General features: G+C 57.9%; 14 protein-coding genes. 8 read left to right on the top strand and 6 right to left on the bottom strand.

The window, feature by feature from the left end:
- Positions 1 to 41 precede the first annotated feature (41 nt).
- Together TM5383_RS06640 and TM5383_RS06635 are read right to left on the bottom strand one after the other, a co-directional pair.
- Complete coding sequence (locus TM5383_RS06640) at positions 42 to 1,022, bottom strand: membrane dipeptidase (protein WP_058318224.1); 981 nt, start codon at positions 1,020 to 1,022, stop codon at positions 42 to 44.
- Positions 1,022 to 2,470 (bottom strand): aldehyde dehydrogenase family protein, encoded by a 1,449-nt coding sequence (locus tag TM5383_RS06635; RefSeq protein ID WP_058318223.1) that lies wholly within the window; start codon positions 2,468 to 2,470, stop codon positions 1,022 to 1,024. Before TM5383_RS06635 ends, TM5383_RS06640 begins: the two co-directional genes overlap by 1 nt.
- Positions 2,471 to 2,580: 110 nt before the next feature.
- On the opposite strand from TM5383_RS06635, the gene TM5383_RS06630 reads away from it, so the two are divergent.
- Positions 2,581 to 3,477, top strand: coding sequence for a LysR family transcriptional regulator (locus TM5383_RS06630; RefSeq protein ID WP_058318222.1), 897 nt, complete (start codon positions 2,581 to 2,583; stop codon positions 3,475 to 3,477).
- Here the strand turns inward: TM5383_RS06630 and TM5383_RS06625 are convergent, their stop codons facing one another.
- Both TM5383_RS06625 and TM5383_RS06620 read right to left on the bottom strand, forming a co-directional pair.
- Positions 3,478 to 4,980: a class I adenylate-forming enzyme family protein gene (locus TM5383_RS06625; RefSeq protein ID WP_058318221.1), complete on the bottom strand. Its 1,503-nt coding sequence runs from the start codon at positions 4,978 to 4,980 to the stop codon at positions 3,478 to 3,480. It lies immediately after the preceding gene.
- Between the two features lie 115 nt (positions 4,981 to 5,095).
- The gene (locus TM5383_RS06620) at positions 5,096 to 5,818 is read right to left on the bottom strand and encodes a GntR family transcriptional regulator (protein ID WP_058318220.1); all 723 of its coding nucleotides are present in this window, start codon (positions 5,816 to 5,818) and stop codon (positions 5,096 to 5,098) included.
- Positions 5,819 to 5,935: 117 nt separating this feature from the next.
- Here TM5383_RS06620 and TM5383_RS06615 point away from each other — a divergent pair, with 117 nt between their 5' ends.
- The 7 genes from TM5383_RS06615 (at position 5,936) to TM5383_RS06585 (ending at position 12,528) form a co-directional block, all read left to right on the top strand.
- Positions 5,936 to 6,670, top strand: a complete 735-nt coding sequence (locus TM5383_RS06615) for an RraA family protein (RefSeq protein WP_058318219.1) — start codon at positions 5,936 to 5,938, stop codon at positions 6,668 to 6,670.
- Positions 6,667 to 7,449, top strand: coding sequence for a creatininase family protein (locus tag TM5383_RS06610; RefSeq protein ID WP_058318218.1), 783 nt, complete (start codon positions 6,667 to 6,669; stop codon positions 7,447 to 7,449). Before TM5383_RS06615 ends, TM5383_RS06610 begins: the two co-directional genes overlap by 4 nt.
- Before the next feature lie 22 nt (positions 7,450 to 7,471).
- Positions 7,472 to 8,452 (top strand): Bug family tripartite tricarboxylate transporter substrate binding protein, encoded by a 981-nt coding sequence (locus TM5383_RS06605; RefSeq protein WP_058318217.1) that lies wholly within the window; start codon positions 7,472 to 7,474, stop codon positions 8,450 to 8,452.
- Between the two features lie 109 nt (positions 8,453 to 8,561).
- Positions 8,562 to 9,065, top strand: a complete 504-nt coding sequence (locus TM5383_RS06600; RefSeq protein ID WP_143570194.1) for a hypothetical protein — start codon at positions 8,562 to 8,564, stop codon at positions 9,063 to 9,065.
- Positions 9,066 to 9,088: 23 nt separating this feature from the next.
- The gene (locus TM5383_RS06595) at positions 9,089 to 10,612 is read left to right on the top strand and encodes a tripartite tricarboxylate transporter permease (protein WP_058318215.1); all 1,524 of its coding nucleotides are present in this window, start codon (positions 9,089 to 9,091) and stop codon (positions 10,610 to 10,612) included.
- Between the two features lie 67 nt (positions 10,613 to 10,679).
- Positions 10,680 to 11,492, top strand: a complete 813-nt coding sequence (locus tag TM5383_RS06590) for a carbon-nitrogen hydrolase family protein (protein WP_058318214.1) — start codon at positions 10,680 to 10,682, stop codon at positions 11,490 to 11,492.
- 25 nt (positions 11,493 to 11,517) lie between these two features.
- Entirely contained in the window at positions 11,518 to 12,528 is a 1,011-nt protein-coding gene (locus tag TM5383_RS06585) for an AbrB family transcriptional regulator (RefSeq protein WP_058318419.1), read from the top strand.
- Positions 12,529 to 12,569: 41 nt separating this feature from the next.
- Here the strand turns inward: TM5383_RS06585 and TM5383_RS06580 are convergent, their stop codons facing one another.
- Positions 12,570 to 13,580: a cytochrome d ubiquinol oxidase subunit II gene (locus TM5383_RS06580; protein WP_058318418.1), complete on the bottom strand. Its 1,011-nt coding sequence runs from the start codon at positions 13,578 to 13,580 to the stop codon at positions 12,570 to 12,572.
- Between the two features lie 8 nt (positions 13,581 to 13,588).
- Complete coding sequence (locus tag TM5383_RS06575; RefSeq protein ID WP_058318213.1) at positions 13,589 to 14,959, bottom strand: cytochrome ubiquinol oxidase subunit I; 1,371 nt, start codon at positions 14,957 to 14,959, stop codon at positions 13,589 to 13,591.
- Positions 14,960 to 15,041: the final 82 nt, after the last annotated feature.

Raw genomic sequence — 15,041 nt, 5'->3', positions numbered from 1 at the left:
CCCTCCTGTTCACCCGGGGCCACAATATTTCTTCGAATCCGTTAGCTTTTGGCTTGTGGCTCGAAGTTTTCTGCAAAAAAGCGGTACCAGTTGCCGCCCATGATCCCGGCGACTTCGTCGTCGTTCATTCCCACGGCCTTCAGGCCGTTCTCGATGTTGCCAAAGTGGCGGTTGTCTTCGAACCAGCTGGGCATTTGCGGGAAACCGGGCGCGGATTTGGATCCTTCGCCGTAGTCGATTTCCTTGGTCCAGCGGCCAACGCGCATCCATTCGACGATGCTGTCGGGTTGATCCAGACACAGGTCTGTGCCGATCCCCAGATGTTCCGCACCATATTTGTCGGCAGTGCGCGCCACCATTTCGCAGAAGCTTTCCAACGTGCAGTCGGATTTGTCCTTCAGGTGGTGCGGGTAGACTGAGAAGCCCAGCATGCCGCCGTTTTCCGTCACCGCGCGCAACACGTTGTCCCGTTTGTTGCGCAATGCCGGTGCCCATTCATGCGGGTTGGCGTGGGTGATGGTGATTGGACGTTCGGACAGCTCTGCCGCTTCGATGGTGGAACGATCGGCAGAATGGCTCATGTCGATGACCAGACCCACGCGGTTCATCTCTTTGATGACCTTTTTACCCATGCGGGTGATGCCGGGATCTTCGGCCTCATAACAGCCGGTCGCCAGCAGCGACTGGTTGTTATAGGACAGCTGCATGAAGCGTGCGCCAAGGGTGTGAACGATTTCGACCAGCCCAATGTCGTCTTCGATGGGCGAGGGGTTCTGAAACCCGAAGAATACTGCCGTGCGGCCAGTTTCACGCGCCTTGTCGATGTCGCTGGCCCACAGGCCTTTCATGATCAGGTCCGGATACTCTTCGAACCAGCGGTTCCACTTTTCAAAGTTCAGAACCGTTTCACGAAAGTTTTCGTGGTAGGCGATGGTGACGTGGATTGCATCCACGCCCCCTTCACGAAGCTGGCGGAAGATCTTCTCCGACCAGTTGGCGTATTGAAGACCATCAATCAGCATCAGACAGCACCTGCGCTGATATAGGCGGTTTTCACGGTGGTGTAGAACTCTGCCGCGGCTTTGCCCTGTTCACGCGGACCGTAGGAGCTGTCGCCACGACCGCCGAACGGCACGTGGTAGTCCGTGCCTGCGGTAGGCAGGTTCACGGTGACAACACCGGTCTGCGCATTGCGGCGGAAGTGCGTCGCGCGGGCCAGCGATTTGGTCACAATGCCCGAGGTCAGGCCAAAGTTGGTGTCGTTGACGGTGGCTAGCGCCTCGTCATAGCTGCCAACTTTGATCACAGAGGTCAGCGGCGCAAACATCTCTTCACGGTTGATGCGCATGTCGTTGGTGGTGTTCAGGAACACGCCGGGCGACATGTAGAAACCGTTGTGCGGCATTTCCAAGCGCACGCCGCCACAGGCCAGCTCTGCGCCTTCGGATTTGCCCAGATCAACATAGGCCAGATTTTCGTTCAGTTGCTGTTCGCTGACAACGGGGCCCATCTGCGTGCCTTCTTCCAGCGCGTGACCCACTTTCATCGCCTGCGTGCCAGCAATCAGCTTTTCGACGAAGGTATCATGCACGGCTTCATGCACGACCAGACGCGAGGAGGCAGTACATTTCTGACCGGTGCCACCAAAGGCGCCGCCAAGGGCCAGCGAAACGGCCAGATCCAGATCCGCGTCGTCCATAACGGCCAGTGCGTTTTTCGACCCCATTTCCATCTGCACCTTGGTCAGGTTCTGGATGGCAGCGGCGGCGATACCTTTGCCCACAGGAACCGAACCGGTGAAGGAGATGGCGTTGACCTTCGGGCTTTCGACCAGACGCTGACCGATTTCACGGCCTGCGCCCATCACCAGACTGAACAGACCCTTCGGGATGTCCTGACGGTTGATAATCTCGGTCAATGCAACGGCAGAGGCCGGGGTGATGTTCGCGGGCTTCCACACTACGGCGTTGCCATAGCAAAGCGCCGGTGCGATTTTCCACGATGCGGTTGCCGTCGGGAAGTTCCAGGGCGAGATGATCGCAACAGTACCTACCGCTTCGCGGCGGACGTCGATTTCGATGTCGGGACGTACGGAGTCGGCGTTTTCACCGATCTGGCGCAGGCATTCAGCCGCATAGTAGGTGAAGAATTGGCCCGCGCGATAAACCTCGCCCTTACCCTCGGCGAAGGGTTTGCCTTCTTCACGCGCCAGCAGGGTGCCCAGCTCTTCGCAGCGTGCCATCAATTCGTTGCCGATGGCGTTCAGAACGGCTTGCTTGCGCTCAATACCATATGCGGCCCATTCTTTCTGTGCGATCTTTGCTTGATCAAGCGTTGCCTCCAGCTGGTCGCCGCTGGCCTGAGCAAAGATGCCCACCAGATCGGACAGATCCGAAGGGTTGCGGTTTTCAATTTCGCCTACGCCAGCCAGCCATTCGCCGGCAATTAGGTTTTTCTGCAGATCAGCCATAGCGGTATCGCCTCATTTAGAAGTCAGTTTCCCTGCGTATGGACTTTCTTTTATAGTTCAATCAAACTAAAATTATTGAAGGCAATTTAAGAAAAATTGAAGGTGTCGGCATGGCGCTCAAAATCGAGATGCTGCGGGGGTTCGCCACCGTTGCCCGCAGCGGCAACCTCAGCGATGCGGCCCAAACGCTGGGGCGCACGCCTTCGGCTGTTTCGATGATGCTGAAGCAGTTGGAAACCCATCTGGGCGAACCGTTGTTTGAAACCGATCGCAAAAGCAAACTGACTGCTTTGGGTGCCTACGTTCTGGAACAAGCGGAACGCGAACTGCAACAGTTCGACAACACTGTCAAAGCTATCGAAGGTTTTGCCAAGGCAACCCATGGTCGCGTGCGCATCGCCACAGTGCCTTCTGTTGCGGGCACGATTATACCGCAGGTTTTTTCACGCCATATCAGCGACTACCACAATGTCGATATCGAATTGCGCGATATGGATTCTACGTCGATCCTGCACGAATTATCCCGAGATCGCATCGACATCGGCATTGCGACCATCGGTCAGCAAACGGCAGGGTTGAGTAGCCAGCATTTGCTATCTGACACCTTTGGCGTGATTTGTGCCCCCACTCATCCATTGGCCCAAGAGGAAGGTCCCGTGCCATGGGAGGCGTTGGCGAACGAGCGACTGATTGCCAATTCTCTGTCGGCGAGCATTGGCGCGGAACCATCGATTCAACTGCATGCCGGGGCATTGATTTCGGCGCATAACCTGACCTCTATTATGGGGATGGTACATGCGAATATCGGCATCACTGTTTTGCCCAAGATGGTGATCAATGCGATTAATTCCGCCAACCTTGTTTTTCGTCCCCTTTGCGGCCCACAGGTAAAGCGTGAGATTCACCTGCTGCGGCGTGCCGATTCGACCCTGTCACCAGCGGCGCGGTTGTTGGAACGTCACATTCTGGAGGTGGCGACTGAAATATCGCAGGATACCCTGATTTGATCAGTTCCCCTCTGGCCTGCGTGCCAGTTTTGTACGCAATTCAGTCTTTAGCACCTTGCCGTAGTTGTTTTTGGGCAGCTCAGAGACGTTTAGGTACGTCTTGGGCCGTTTGAAACGCGCGATTTGGTCTAGGCATAGCGCATCCAAACCCTCAGCAGTGGCGGTGCCGACGATGAAGGCGACGACTTCCTCACCCCAATCGGCATGAGGACGACCGACAACAGCGACTTCGCTCACTTCGGGGTGGGATAGCAGCACCTCTTCAACTTCGCGGGGGTATATGTTGGATCCGCCCGAGATAATCATGTCCTTTGACCGATCCTGCAGGGTCACATACCCATCGGTGTCCATCGTTCCCATGTCGCCCGTCCACAGCCACCCCTCGCGGAGGGTTTTGGTCGTGGCGTCAGTATTGCGCCAATAGCCGGGCATCACCGTATCGCCGCGTACAGTGATTTCGCCGCTGGTGCCAATGGGGCATTCGACGCCTGCCGCATCCATAATACGCACCTGCACGGTTGTCTGCGCCTTACCAACTGAATTGAGCCGCGCGCGCCAGTTGGGGTGGGTGCGGTCGCTCACGTCATGGCGGGGCAACGCGGTGATCCCCATCGGGCATTCCCCCTGACCGTAGATCTGGACAAAACGTGGGCCCATCACCGCGACGGCCTCTAGGATGTCGGCCTCATACATTGGGCCGCCTGCGTAGCAGATGGTGCGTAACCCCTCACCAGTTGAGCCGCTCGCCTTGGCGCAATCGACCAAACGCCGCACCATTGTCGGCGCGGCAAACATCGTGACCGAGCCGAGAGCGCGACCGAGAGACAGGATTTCGGCGGGTTCAAAACCGCCACTGTCTGGCACCACATGACGTGCGCCGCGGATTACATGCATGAAATTGTACAGCCCCGCGCCATGTGACATCGGCGCCGCATAAAGGATGGCGTCGCCTTCCAGCACGTCATCAACGTCGATGAAATAGCAACTGACCATCGACGCGATGTTGCCACAGGTGATTATGACACCTTTGGGCTTGCCTGTGGTGCCAGAGGTGTAAAACAGCCAGGCCATATCGCTGCTATCCATGTCCACCGGTCGGGGCATGGGGGGCATGGCTATCAAATCCGCCCATTCCGTCCCATCCACCGAAATGGCGGGGCGCGTGAGATCCGCCGAACGCGCGTCATCGCTGAGTGTTAGGGCGCAATCGGCGTTTTCGATGATCCAGTCGGCTTCTTTCGGGTGTAGCTTGGCATTGATCGGAACTGCAGCCGCGCCAGTGAACCAGATCCCATAGAGTGCGATCAGATAGTCGATCCGATTGCTCATAAATACCGCGATACGGTCCCCTTTGCCGATGCCGCGCGACAGCAGACCAGCGCCAAGGCGTGCGGCGGCGGTGTGAAATTGGCTGTAGGTATGTGTGATGACCTCTCCATGTAGCAGGGCAGGGCGGTCAGCATCGCGCCTTGCCGTGCGGGCCAGCCATTCTGCCGGGTTCATTGTGGCACCGTTTGGGGTTGTTTTACGTTCATGCGGACCTCCCTTAACTGGCGGGCAGGATAATAGGTTCGGTCGCTGCTTGTGATCCGTGAGACTACGTAATTACGTCCGCCGCTTAGCTGTCTGGGGCGAGTTTGTGCAATTCGTTCAACAGGTCCGCCCGCGACCGCGACCGGTGGCGTTTTAGCAGCACCGCAGCCCGATCGGCATCGCGGTCAAGGCATAGCTCCATCAGTTGGCGATGTTCTGCGTCCACTTCGGCCACATAGTCAGGGTTTTGGATGCGTTTGGGCAGCAGGATGCGGCGATAGCGTTCACCATGTAGGTTCAGAACCCGCACGTAGAATTTGTGCCAGTCCGACGATCCCGCATCAATTAACGCAAGGTGGAAGTTCCTATGGCGCGCCTCGCGGGAGACGATATCGTCTTCGATGCCGCCCCCACGGGTCAGTCGGTGATAGGCAAGGATCAGGTTTTCTTCCCAAGCGGTATCGCCAATGTCGATTGCGGTGCGCAGCGCGTGGGCTTCCAGCGCGTCACGCAGGTCATGCACTTCGGCAAAGTCGACGGCTGACAGCCCCTTCACCTTAAATCCAGTCATTCCCCGCGATTCGACGAACCGTTCGCCCATCAGGCGGTTCATCACTTCGCGGCAGGAACCGACGCTACCCCGATAGGTGGTGGACAGATCGCGCACCTTCAACTTGCTCCCCGGGGCCAGTTTGCCCGAGCGGATATCCTCCAGAACTTCCTCATAGATCCGTAAGGTCACGGATTCTTTGGGGGAATCTGCGGTGTTCACCTTTGTTTCGGCGGGAGAGACGCTGTGATTTTCCATAGTCAAAGCATAGCGCCTTTTTCAGTCAATCGAACAGGTAAAAATTTATTTGACTGAAATTTTGCTTATGATTAGCCTAAATAAAAATGTTCGAACATTTTGCATAGGAACGTACAAATGGAAAATGGCTACCACATCTCACCGATGCCTGCGCAGCTGCCCGCCGCAGTGATCGAGGCCTTTGACGGTGTGTCAGTGGCGACCGTCGGTCATTTGTTGTGGGATGGGTTTCTGGATCATCGTCAGATCACGGCCCGCCAACCGGATACGCGTATCATCGGCACAGCGGTTACGATCCGTTTGCCGTCGCCGGATACGGCGCTGTTGCATTATCTGACGGCGCGACTGCGTCCGGGGGATGTTGTGGTGATTGATCGCTGCGGTGATACGCGCATGGCCTGCCTTGGTGGGAATGTCGGATTGGCAATGGCTGTGGCTGGCGCCGCTGGTGCCATCGTTGATGGCCCGATCTGCGATCCTGACGAAATTCGCGAACACGGGTTTGCCGTTTGGTCGAACGGGGTGTCCCCAATCACAACGCGCCGTATGGACCCGCCGATGGGACAATTGAATGTGCCTGTCACCTGCGGGGGTGTCACTGTGCATCCGGGCGATGTGATCATTGCCGATGAAAGCGGCGTTCTGTGCGTGCCGCGTGCGAATGCCATGACTGTGGCGGCTGCCGCCAGCAAGAAAGAGGCGGTCAGCGGTGGCCGTCAGCAGCAATTGCGCGATGGCGCCAATCTGTCGGTTCTGACCGGTGCAGAAGAGCGTGTTGCAAAATACCTGATCCCTGCCGCGGACGCGGCGGTGGATCCAACAATCAAGAAAAATCAGGAGCAAGGCCAATGAGCCGCGACAAACACAGCCTGGCACGTCTGACATTTGATCAGGCCAAAGACGCCTTTGCCAAAGAGGCGCTCTTTATCGTGCCGGTTGGATCAACCGAACCGCATGGCAATTACACACCGATGGGGGATTATCGTCTGGCGGATCGCATGGCCGAAGCGCTGGCCGAACGGGTTGGCGGTGTCGCCGTGCCTGTGCTGCCATTTGGGCACGCCACCTATTTCCAGAACTGTCAGGGCGGCATTGCGCTGAGCGCCGAAACATACGCGGCCGTCTTTTCTGAAATCATCACCAGCCTGATCCGTGACGGGGCCAAGAACATTCTGGTTCTCAACGGGCATGGCGGCAACACCGGACTGATTGCAAACCAGTTGCGCCTGATCCGTGCAAAACATGATATCGTAGTGCCCTCAGTGAATATCTGGGCGGCCTTTGACGATGCTGTCTGGCACGACATCCACCCCGATCTGGGACCCAGCGCAAAAGGACACGGCACCGAACCGATGGGATCGCTTAGCGAATACCTGTTCCCCGAAGACTGCAAATCCAACCTTGATGCAGGCGCCACTGAATTGGCTGCGCCTTTCGGTCTGGAGTTCAAGGGCATGTCTCAGGGTCGGTTCGAAAACCTGAACGTCGAACTACCGATCTATGTCGAGGATGTTTCGCCGGACGCCAAGACAAATCCCCGCCATGTGCCGTTTTCCGCGGCCCGTGGTGAGGTGCTGTTTAACCATGTGTTGGAAAAACTGACACGCTTTGCCCACCACCACTATCACTGAGTTCCACGAAAGGGAGGACACCATGATTGGACATCTTAAAACCCTACTGACGAGCGCGGCCATTGCCGTGATCGGGGCATCTGCCCCGGCCATGGCCAATGATTTCCCCAACGGTCCCGTGACCATCGTTGTTGGCGCGAAACCCGGCGGCGGTCTGGACACGCTGTCGCGCATCTTTGCGCCTGCTCTGACCGAGGCACTGGATGATCAGCCCATCGTTGTGGCCAACCGTCCCGGCGCGGGTCAGCTGATCGGTCTGAAGTTCACCAAACCGGCCAAAGCCGACGGTCAGACCGTTGTGATGATTTCCGGTTCCGCGATGATTGCGACCATGGTGAAAGAAACCGGTGTGAACGTACTGGAAGACTTCAAACCTGTTGCGCATGTTGCTGTTGCCAACCTTGCAGTTGTTGCGCCCAAGGCGCGCAACCTGAATTCGGTTGCGGATATGAAGAAAGCAATCGAAGACGCCTACGAAGCAGGCAACCCGCTGCGTTGGGCCCACACCGGTAAAGGGTCGATCACCGATGTTGCGATGACCAGCTGGCTGATCAGCAACGGTCTGGAAGACAAAGTGCAGGACGTTCCCTTTGCAGGCGGCGCCCCGGCGCGTGCGGCGATCATTGGCGATCAGGTCGCCTTTGGTGTTGTGGGCACCCACCACTACCTTGCCAACCTCGACACCATGAGCGCGATCGGCGTTATGGCCAACGAACGTGATGGTCTGGCGCCCGACATGAAGTCATTTGCCGAACAGGGCACCGAATTTGTTGCAATGCCTGCACCTTACATCGTGCTGGCCCCGCGCGACACGCCGGATGATGTTGTGGCCGAACTGACCGCAGCATTCAAATTCGCCATCGACGATCCGGCCACTCAGGAAAAGGTCAAAAAGGCCAACCTGAACGTGGTGTTCATGGACGGTGCTGAAACCCTTGAGCACATGAAAGAGCTGATGGACAGCTGGCGTCCGACCACCGATGCAGTCGCAGGCGCGCTGTAATCCGGTGATGGATCACACATAAGATTGGGGCCGCGACATGCGGCCCTGATCCCACATGAAACGATCAGAACGCGGCTGGTTGATGCGCCGCGCGCAGGGGAGGGAAAACATGACCAAGTGGTTAAATGGTGAGGTGCTTTTCGGGGCCTTCATGATCGCGCTGTTTGGCGCTGGTGCGTATGATCTGCTAACACCGTATGGCTGGCAAGGTGCATTGCAGGACAACGGCATCATGTTTGCCCTGATCATCGTGGCGATTTCAGTCGCGCTGCTGGTTGTCGTTTCTGTCACCTCCCACAAACGCGAAAGCGGAGATCAGGCTTTTATGGGGCGTCGTGGCGTGGTGATTGCGCTGGTGGGCCTCGCTTATCCGGTTTTGTTCTGGGCGGTGGAATATCTGATCGCAACCGTTGCGGTTGGCTATATTGCGCTGGCGCTGTTTACCGAAAATTTTGGTCGCAAACCGCTGATGATCGCAACCTGTTTTGCGGTTGGATCGTACCTGCTGTTCTTCTTCCTGTTGGGGATTACCGAACAGGATGGCGCGCTGTTGTCCACCGGTTTGAACAATGTGCTGCCCACGTGGCGGCGTGACTTCTTCAACGCGTTCTAATCAGGTCAGAAAGGAACTTACCAATGTCTTTGCCCTTTCTCGAAGGCCTGAGCGCTTTCCTCTCCAGCCCCAGCGCAGTGATCGTCGCGATCATCGGGTCGGTCGCGGGTATCCTGGTCGGCGCGGTACCCGGCCTGAGCGGGACCACCGCTGTGGCGCTACTGCTGCCGTTTTCGTTCTATTTGGATCCGCTGATCGCGTTGATCCTGATGTATACGATTTCGAAATCGTCAGACTTCGGTGGTTCGATCCCCGGAATTCTGTTCAACACCCCCGGCACCCCATCGGCGGCGGCCACCATGATCGAAGGGCACGCCTTAGCGCGCAAAGGCTACCCGGTCAAAGCGCTGCGCGCGGCCACTGCCGCCTCGGCCACGGGGGATTTCTTTTCGGAATGTTTGCTGATTTTCGGTGCGGCCTATCTGGCGGTCTACGCGGTCAAGATCGGCCCGCCAGAGCTGGTGACCATCTACATCATGGCCTTTGTGGTGATTTCCAGCATCATCGGTACGTCGATGCTCAAGGGTATCATTTCCACACTGTTTGGCATCACGCTGGCGCTGGTTGGGTTTGACCCGATTTCTGGCAACCTGCGTATGACCTTTGATCAATTGCCGCTGATGGACGGCCTACCTTTGGTGCCTGCGCTGATTGGTATTTTTGTTGTGGGTGAGGTGTTCCACCGTTTTGACGTCAAGGATTTCGGCGCCACTTCACACAAGGATGAAAGCACCCGCAAGGAAGGCGTCAGCAAACCAGATGACGGATTTGGCCTGTGGGATTATATCCGCGTCCTGCCGACCATCATCCGGTCGATGTTCATTGGTGCATCCGTCGGGATGTTCCCGGGCATTGGTGCATCGGTTGCATCCTTCCTGTCCTTTGGCGAAGCCCGCCGTCAGGCGAAACCGGATGATGAATGGGGCAACGGTGAGGTCAAAGGCGTCGCTGCGTCTGAGGCGGCGAACAACGCCACATCGGGTGCAAACTTGATCCCGCTGCTGACACTGGGTATCCCGGGGTCGACACAGGCGGCACTGTTGGCGGGGGCGATGCTGATCCACGGCATCACCGTTGGCCCACAGGTTTTCACCGAAGACAGCCTGCTGATCTACGCCCTGTTCAGTGCCGGTCTGTTCTGTATCGTCACCTACTTTATCGTCGGGTTCTGGTTCAGCCCGATGATTGGCCGGATCATTCTGGCGGTGCCTGCGCGCATCACCTATTCGCTCATCCTGATGATCTCGGTCTCATCTGCATATGTGCTGCACTCATCGCTGTTTGATGTGTGGATAATGGTGGTGTTCGGCATCATCGGTTACCTGTTCCGCCGGTATGACTACAACATTCCCGCCTTCATGATCGCGCTGCTGCTGGGTGGCGGTATGGAGAGGGCGGTGCGTCAGACCATGCTGTTGGACAATGACGGCCTATGGATCATCGTTCAGCGCCCGATTTCGCTGACCATCCTGATCCTGACAGCGATCATGGTTGTGATGCGCGTGCGCAAAGCCCTGATCACCCCTCCGGTTATCGAAGACGAATAAGCAATCCATCTGGCGCCCGCGACCCCCAAGAGGGGCGCCAATGACCCCAATATGAAAGGACGCTCTCATGCGTATTTCCCTGCTGCAACTGGCGGCCCAAAAAGATGTTGCCGAAAACCTGACCAATGCCCGTGCGGCCATTGACGAAGCCTCCGCAGAAGGCGCTGAAATGGTGGTTCTGCCGGAACACTTTGCCCTGCGTGAAACCGACAAAGAGCGCCGCCGCGCCGAGGCAGAGGCCATTCCCGGCGGTCGTATTCTGTCGATGCTGCAAGAGGCTGCGCAGAAAAACAACGTCTGGGTTCATGGCGGATCCTTTGCTGAAAAGGCCGAAGACGGCTTTTTCAACACCACCGCCGTGATCAATCCGCAGGGTGAGCTGGTCACCACCTATCGCAAGATCCACCTGTTTGATTACGTGGCGCCTGACGGCACGGTCTATTCTGAATCGTCGATGAACGGTCCGGGCACCAAGGTTGTCACCTACGAGGCGGGCGGTCTGACCTTCGGCTGTAGCGTCTGCTACGACCTGCGCTTCCCCGATCTCTATATGGCGATGGCCCGTGCTGGGGTGGATGTGATTATGGTTACGGCCTGTTTCACCTTCAACACCACCCGCGACCATTGGGAAACCCTGATGCGCGCCCGTGCGATCGACACCCAGTGTTATATGGTTGGTGTGAACCAGTTTGGCAGTTTCCCAGATGGATCGCGCCCCACTGGCGGGCGGTCGATGATCGTGGATCCTTGGGGTGTTGCCACCACTATGGCCCCTGATCAGGTCGGATCGGTGATGGGAACCATTTCGACCAAACGCCTGCAGGATGTGCGCGCCCGTTTTTCCACCGCGCAGGTTTGTGGCAACTTCACAGTAGACTGATGCTGTGACCCCTCATTGGCGCCATATCTTGCAAACCTTTGCTCTTGCCCTGATCGGGGTGGGGGCATTCCATCTGCTGGATTTGCCACTGCCTTGGTTGCTGGGGCCGATTATGGCCTGCCTGTTGGGGGCGGCGCTTGGCATACGCCTGAAGGGTGTGAAGCCCATTAACCAGACCATGCGCACCATATTGGGTGTTGCGGTGGGCGCCACACTGACACCCGCGGTTCTGGCGGGGTTTCCCGCGATGTGGCCGACGCTGATCATGATCCCGCTCAGTGTGCTGATCATTGGCGGTGTCGGTGTTCCCTATTTTCGCCGCGTCTGGGGCTATGATTTCCCGACCGCATATTATTCGGCCATGCCCGGTGGGTTGCAGGATATGCTGGCCTTTGGCGAAGAGGCTGGCGGTGATCCACGCACACTGTCGTTGATCCACGCGACACGGGTGTTGCTGATCGTTGTCGCGTTGCCCTTCATCCTGAAGATGATCTGGAACGTTGATCTAACCAACCCACCGGGGGCACCTGCAGCGACGATCCCGCTGGGCGAACTGGCCCTGATGGTGATCTGTGCCATCGGTGGCTGGAAGCTGGCTGAACAGGTGAACCTCTTCGGTGCCTCTATTCTGGGGCCGATGATTGCGGCAGCGGCGATGACCCTTAGCGGGTTTCTGGCGCATCGCCCCCCGGCTGAGGCGATCTGGCTGGCGCAGTTCTTTATCGGTTTGACGGTCGGTGCAAAATATTCCGGCATCACCCTTGCCGAGGTGCGGCGCGACCTGCTGGCGGGGGTTGGGTTTTGCCTGCTGTTGATCGCCTTGACCTTTGCGATGGTGGAAACAGCAGTTTTGCTGGATCTGGCACCGGGGCGCGAGGCATTGCTGGCACTGGCGCCGGGTGGGCAGGCTGAAATGGTGGTTCTGGCACTGATTGTTGGGGCCGATGTGGCATTTGTGGTGTCACACCATGTGTTTCGCATGGTGTTGGTTATTTTGGGCGCACCGATTGTGTCGCGCCTCTGCGGTTACAAATAGCGTGGCGCTGGCGACAGATGGTTGCCGCCAGCGCTAGAGGGCTAGTCGTAGCGCAGTTCCGTCGCCTTGCCGCGAAAGATTGTGTAAGACAGCACGCTATAGCCCGCGATCACTGGCAACACGAAGACGGTGCCTACCAGAATGATGAACAGACTTTCCGGTGCGCTGGCGGCTTCATAGATGGTCAGTTGTTCGGGCACTACGTAGGGGTAAAAACTGTAAGCCATCCCAAAGAACGCCAGCGTGAACAGCGCAATGGCCGCAGCAAAGGGAAACCATGCCCAACTGTCATTGCGCGTGGGCAACTGGCGCAGGGCAAACCACAACAACCCGACCAGCAGCGCTGACATCAACGGCAGTGGCAGCAGAAGCAGCACTTCGGGGAAGGTGAACCATTTGGCAAAAATCCTCTCGCTCACCAGCGGTGTTGCGATGGAAATCAGGGCCAGGCCGATAATCAGCCCCCAGATTCCACCCCGCGCCCAAGCCACCGCCTTGCGCTGCAAGGCGCCGTCGGTTTTCAGGATCAACCAGCAGGCGCCGATAAAGGAATAGCCCACCGCCAAAAACACCGAGGTCATCACCGCAAAAATCCAGATGCCCATCGTGCTCTCCAGGCCCATGATGTATTTGCCCAGCATGAACCCCTGCGACAGCGCTGTAATCAGGGATCCGACGTAGAAGGCGGTGTTCCAGTAGACCTTGTGGTGCCCCGGTGCCTTCACCCGAAATTCAAATGCCACGCCACGCAGGATCAGCCCCACCAGCATGATCGCCACCGGCAGATACAGCGCCGTCAGGATCGCGCCATGCGCCGCTGGGAAGGCAACCAGCAACAGGCCAATGGCTAGCACCAGCCATGTTTCATTAGCGTCCCAGAACGGTCCGATGGAGGCGACCATGCGGTCCTTCTCTGCCTCATCAGCGAAGGGAAACAGGATCCCGACACCCAGATCGAACCCATCTAGGATCACGTAGATCAGGATCGACACCCCCATCAGGGTGGCAAAAGCGACGGGCAGCCATTGGGCGGGGTCTCCGAATAGGGTCATCATGGCGCTTACTCCGCAGGAACGGGTTGGGTTTGGGGCGCGCTGGGGGTGGGCCCATCAGGGCTGCCCGTCTTGCGCGCCAGATAGAACAGGACGCTGATGTAGGCGATCAACAACAGCGCATAGAGGCTGAGGTAGACCGCTAAGGTGCTGGCCACCATCGGCGCAGGCACATCCGCGACGGCCTGTTTGGTGGTCAGCACGCCCTGCACCAGCCAGGGCTGACGGCCAATCTCGGTGGTGTACCAGCCCGCCAGCGTTGCCACCCAGCCGGAAAAGGCCATCGGCACCAGCGCCACCTGCATCAGTTTCGGCACCCCTGCAGGGCCACGGCCACGGCGCATGAACCACAGGGCCGACCAGCTGAGCAGCAGCATCGCCATGCCAGTGCCCACCATAATGCGGAAGGACCAGAAAACTGGCGCCACCGGCGGGTGCAAATGCGTGCCATCCTCGGCCACAAAATCGTTCAGGCCCGGCACCACGCCATCCGCCTTGTGGGTCAGGATGATTGAGGCAAGGTTCGGGACCGCCACCTCAAACCGGTTTTCGCGCGCGTCCTCATCCGGCAGGGCAAAGAGCAGCAGAGGCACGTTCGATTGCGTGTCCCAGTTACCCTCCATCGCGGCGACCTTCTGAGGTTGGTATTTCAGCGTGTTCAGCCCGTGCATGTCCCCCATGTAGATCTGCACAGGGATCAACAACGCCGCCAGCCATGCGCCGGTTTTAAACACCGCACGCACATCTGCGCCGCGATCACCGCGCAGCCAGCGAAAGGCCGACAGGCCAAGGATCAGGAACGCCACGGTCAACCCGCTGGCCATCAGCATGTGCGCCAGACGGTAGGGCATCGACGGGTTAAAGATGATCGCCCACCAATCGGTTGCATGGGCCACACCATCGCGCAGCTCAAACCCGGCGGGGGTGTGCATCCAACTGTTCAACACCAAGATCCAGAAGGCCGACATCGTGGTCCCGAAGGCCACCAGAAACGTCGCCAATGAATGCAGCCAGTTCGGCACCTTGGAAAATCCGAACAGCATGATGCCAAGAAACACCGCCTCTAGGAAAAACGCGGTCAGCACCTCATAGGCCAGCAGCGGCCCCGCGATATTGCCGACGGTTTCCATAAATCCGGGCCAGTTGGTGCCGAACTGGAACGACATGGTGATGCCCGACACAACGCCCATGGCAAAGGACAGGGCAAAGACCTTTACCCAGAACCGGTAGGCGTCCATCCACTTCGCCTCACCAGTCGCGTTGAAGCGTAGCTTGAAGAACAACAAAACCCATCCCAGCGCGATGGTGATCGTCGGGAACAGAATGTGGAAAGAGATATTCGCCCCGAACTGAATGCGGGACAGCAGCAGCGTATCCATGGGAACACCTATTGAGCCTATGTGTCAGAACTTGTGTCTGGGATACATCTATGGGGCTTTGGCAGAGGGAATAAGGGGGATG

This window comes from Thalassovita mediterranea (assembly GCF_001458435.1).
Classification (GTDB): Bacteria; Pseudomonadota; Alphaproteobacteria; order Rhodobacterales; family Rhodobacteraceae; genus Thalassobius; species Thalassobius mediterraneus.
This window is presented reverse-complemented; position numbering and strand designations above follow the sequence as displayed.

Bases quoted from the DNA above. Each gene is read 5' to 3' on its own strand.
- TM5383_RS06640 (WP_058318224.1), bottom strand. From the start codon at position 1,022: ATGCTGATTGATGGTCTTCAATACGCCAACTGGTCGGAGAAGATCTTC.
- TM5383_RS06635 (WP_058318223.1), bottom strand. From the start codon at position 2,470: ATGGCTGATCTGCAGAAAAACCTAATTGCCGGCGAATGGCTGGCTGGC.
- TM5383_RS06630 (WP_058318222.1), top strand. From the start codon at position 2,581: ATGGCGCTCAAAATCGAGATGCTGCGGGGGTTCGCCACCGTTGCCCGC.
- TM5383_RS06625 (WP_058318221.1), bottom strand. From the start codon at position 4,980: ATGAACCCGGCAGAATGGCTGGCCCGCACGGCAAGGCGCGATGCTGAC.
- TM5383_RS06620 (WP_058318220.1), bottom strand. From the start codon at position 5,818: ATGGAAAATCACAGCGTCTCTCCCGCCGAAACAAAGGTGAACACCGCA.
- TM5383_RS06615 (WP_058318219.1), top strand. From the start codon at position 5,936: ATGGAAAATGGCTACCACATCTCACCGATGCCTGCGCAGCTGCCCGCC.
- TM5383_RS06610 (WP_058318218.1), top strand. From the start codon at position 6,667: ATGAGCCGCGACAAACACAGCCTGGCACGTCTGACATTTGATCAGGCC.
- TM5383_RS06605 (WP_058318217.1), top strand. From the start codon at position 7,472: ATGATTGGACATCTTAAAACCCTACTGACGAGCGCGGCCATTGCCGTG.
- TM5383_RS06600 (WP_143570194.1), top strand. From the start codon at position 8,562: ATGACCAAGTGGTTAAATGGTGAGGTGCTTTTCGGGGCCTTCATGATC.
- TM5383_RS06595 (WP_058318215.1), top strand. From the start codon at position 9,089: ATGTCTTTGCCCTTTCTCGAAGGCCTGAGCGCTTTCCTCTCCAGCCCC.
- TM5383_RS06590 (WP_058318214.1), top strand. From the start codon at position 10,680: ATGCGTATTTCCCTGCTGCAACTGGCGGCCCAAAAAGATGTTGCCGAA.
- TM5383_RS06580 (WP_058318418.1), bottom strand. From the start codon at position 13,580: ATGACCCTATTCGGAGACCCCGCCCAATGGCTGCCCGTCGCTTTTGCC.
- TM5383_RS06575 (WP_058318213.1), bottom strand. From the start codon at position 14,959: ATGGATACGCTGCTGCTGTCCCGCATTCAGTTCGGGGCGAATATCTCT.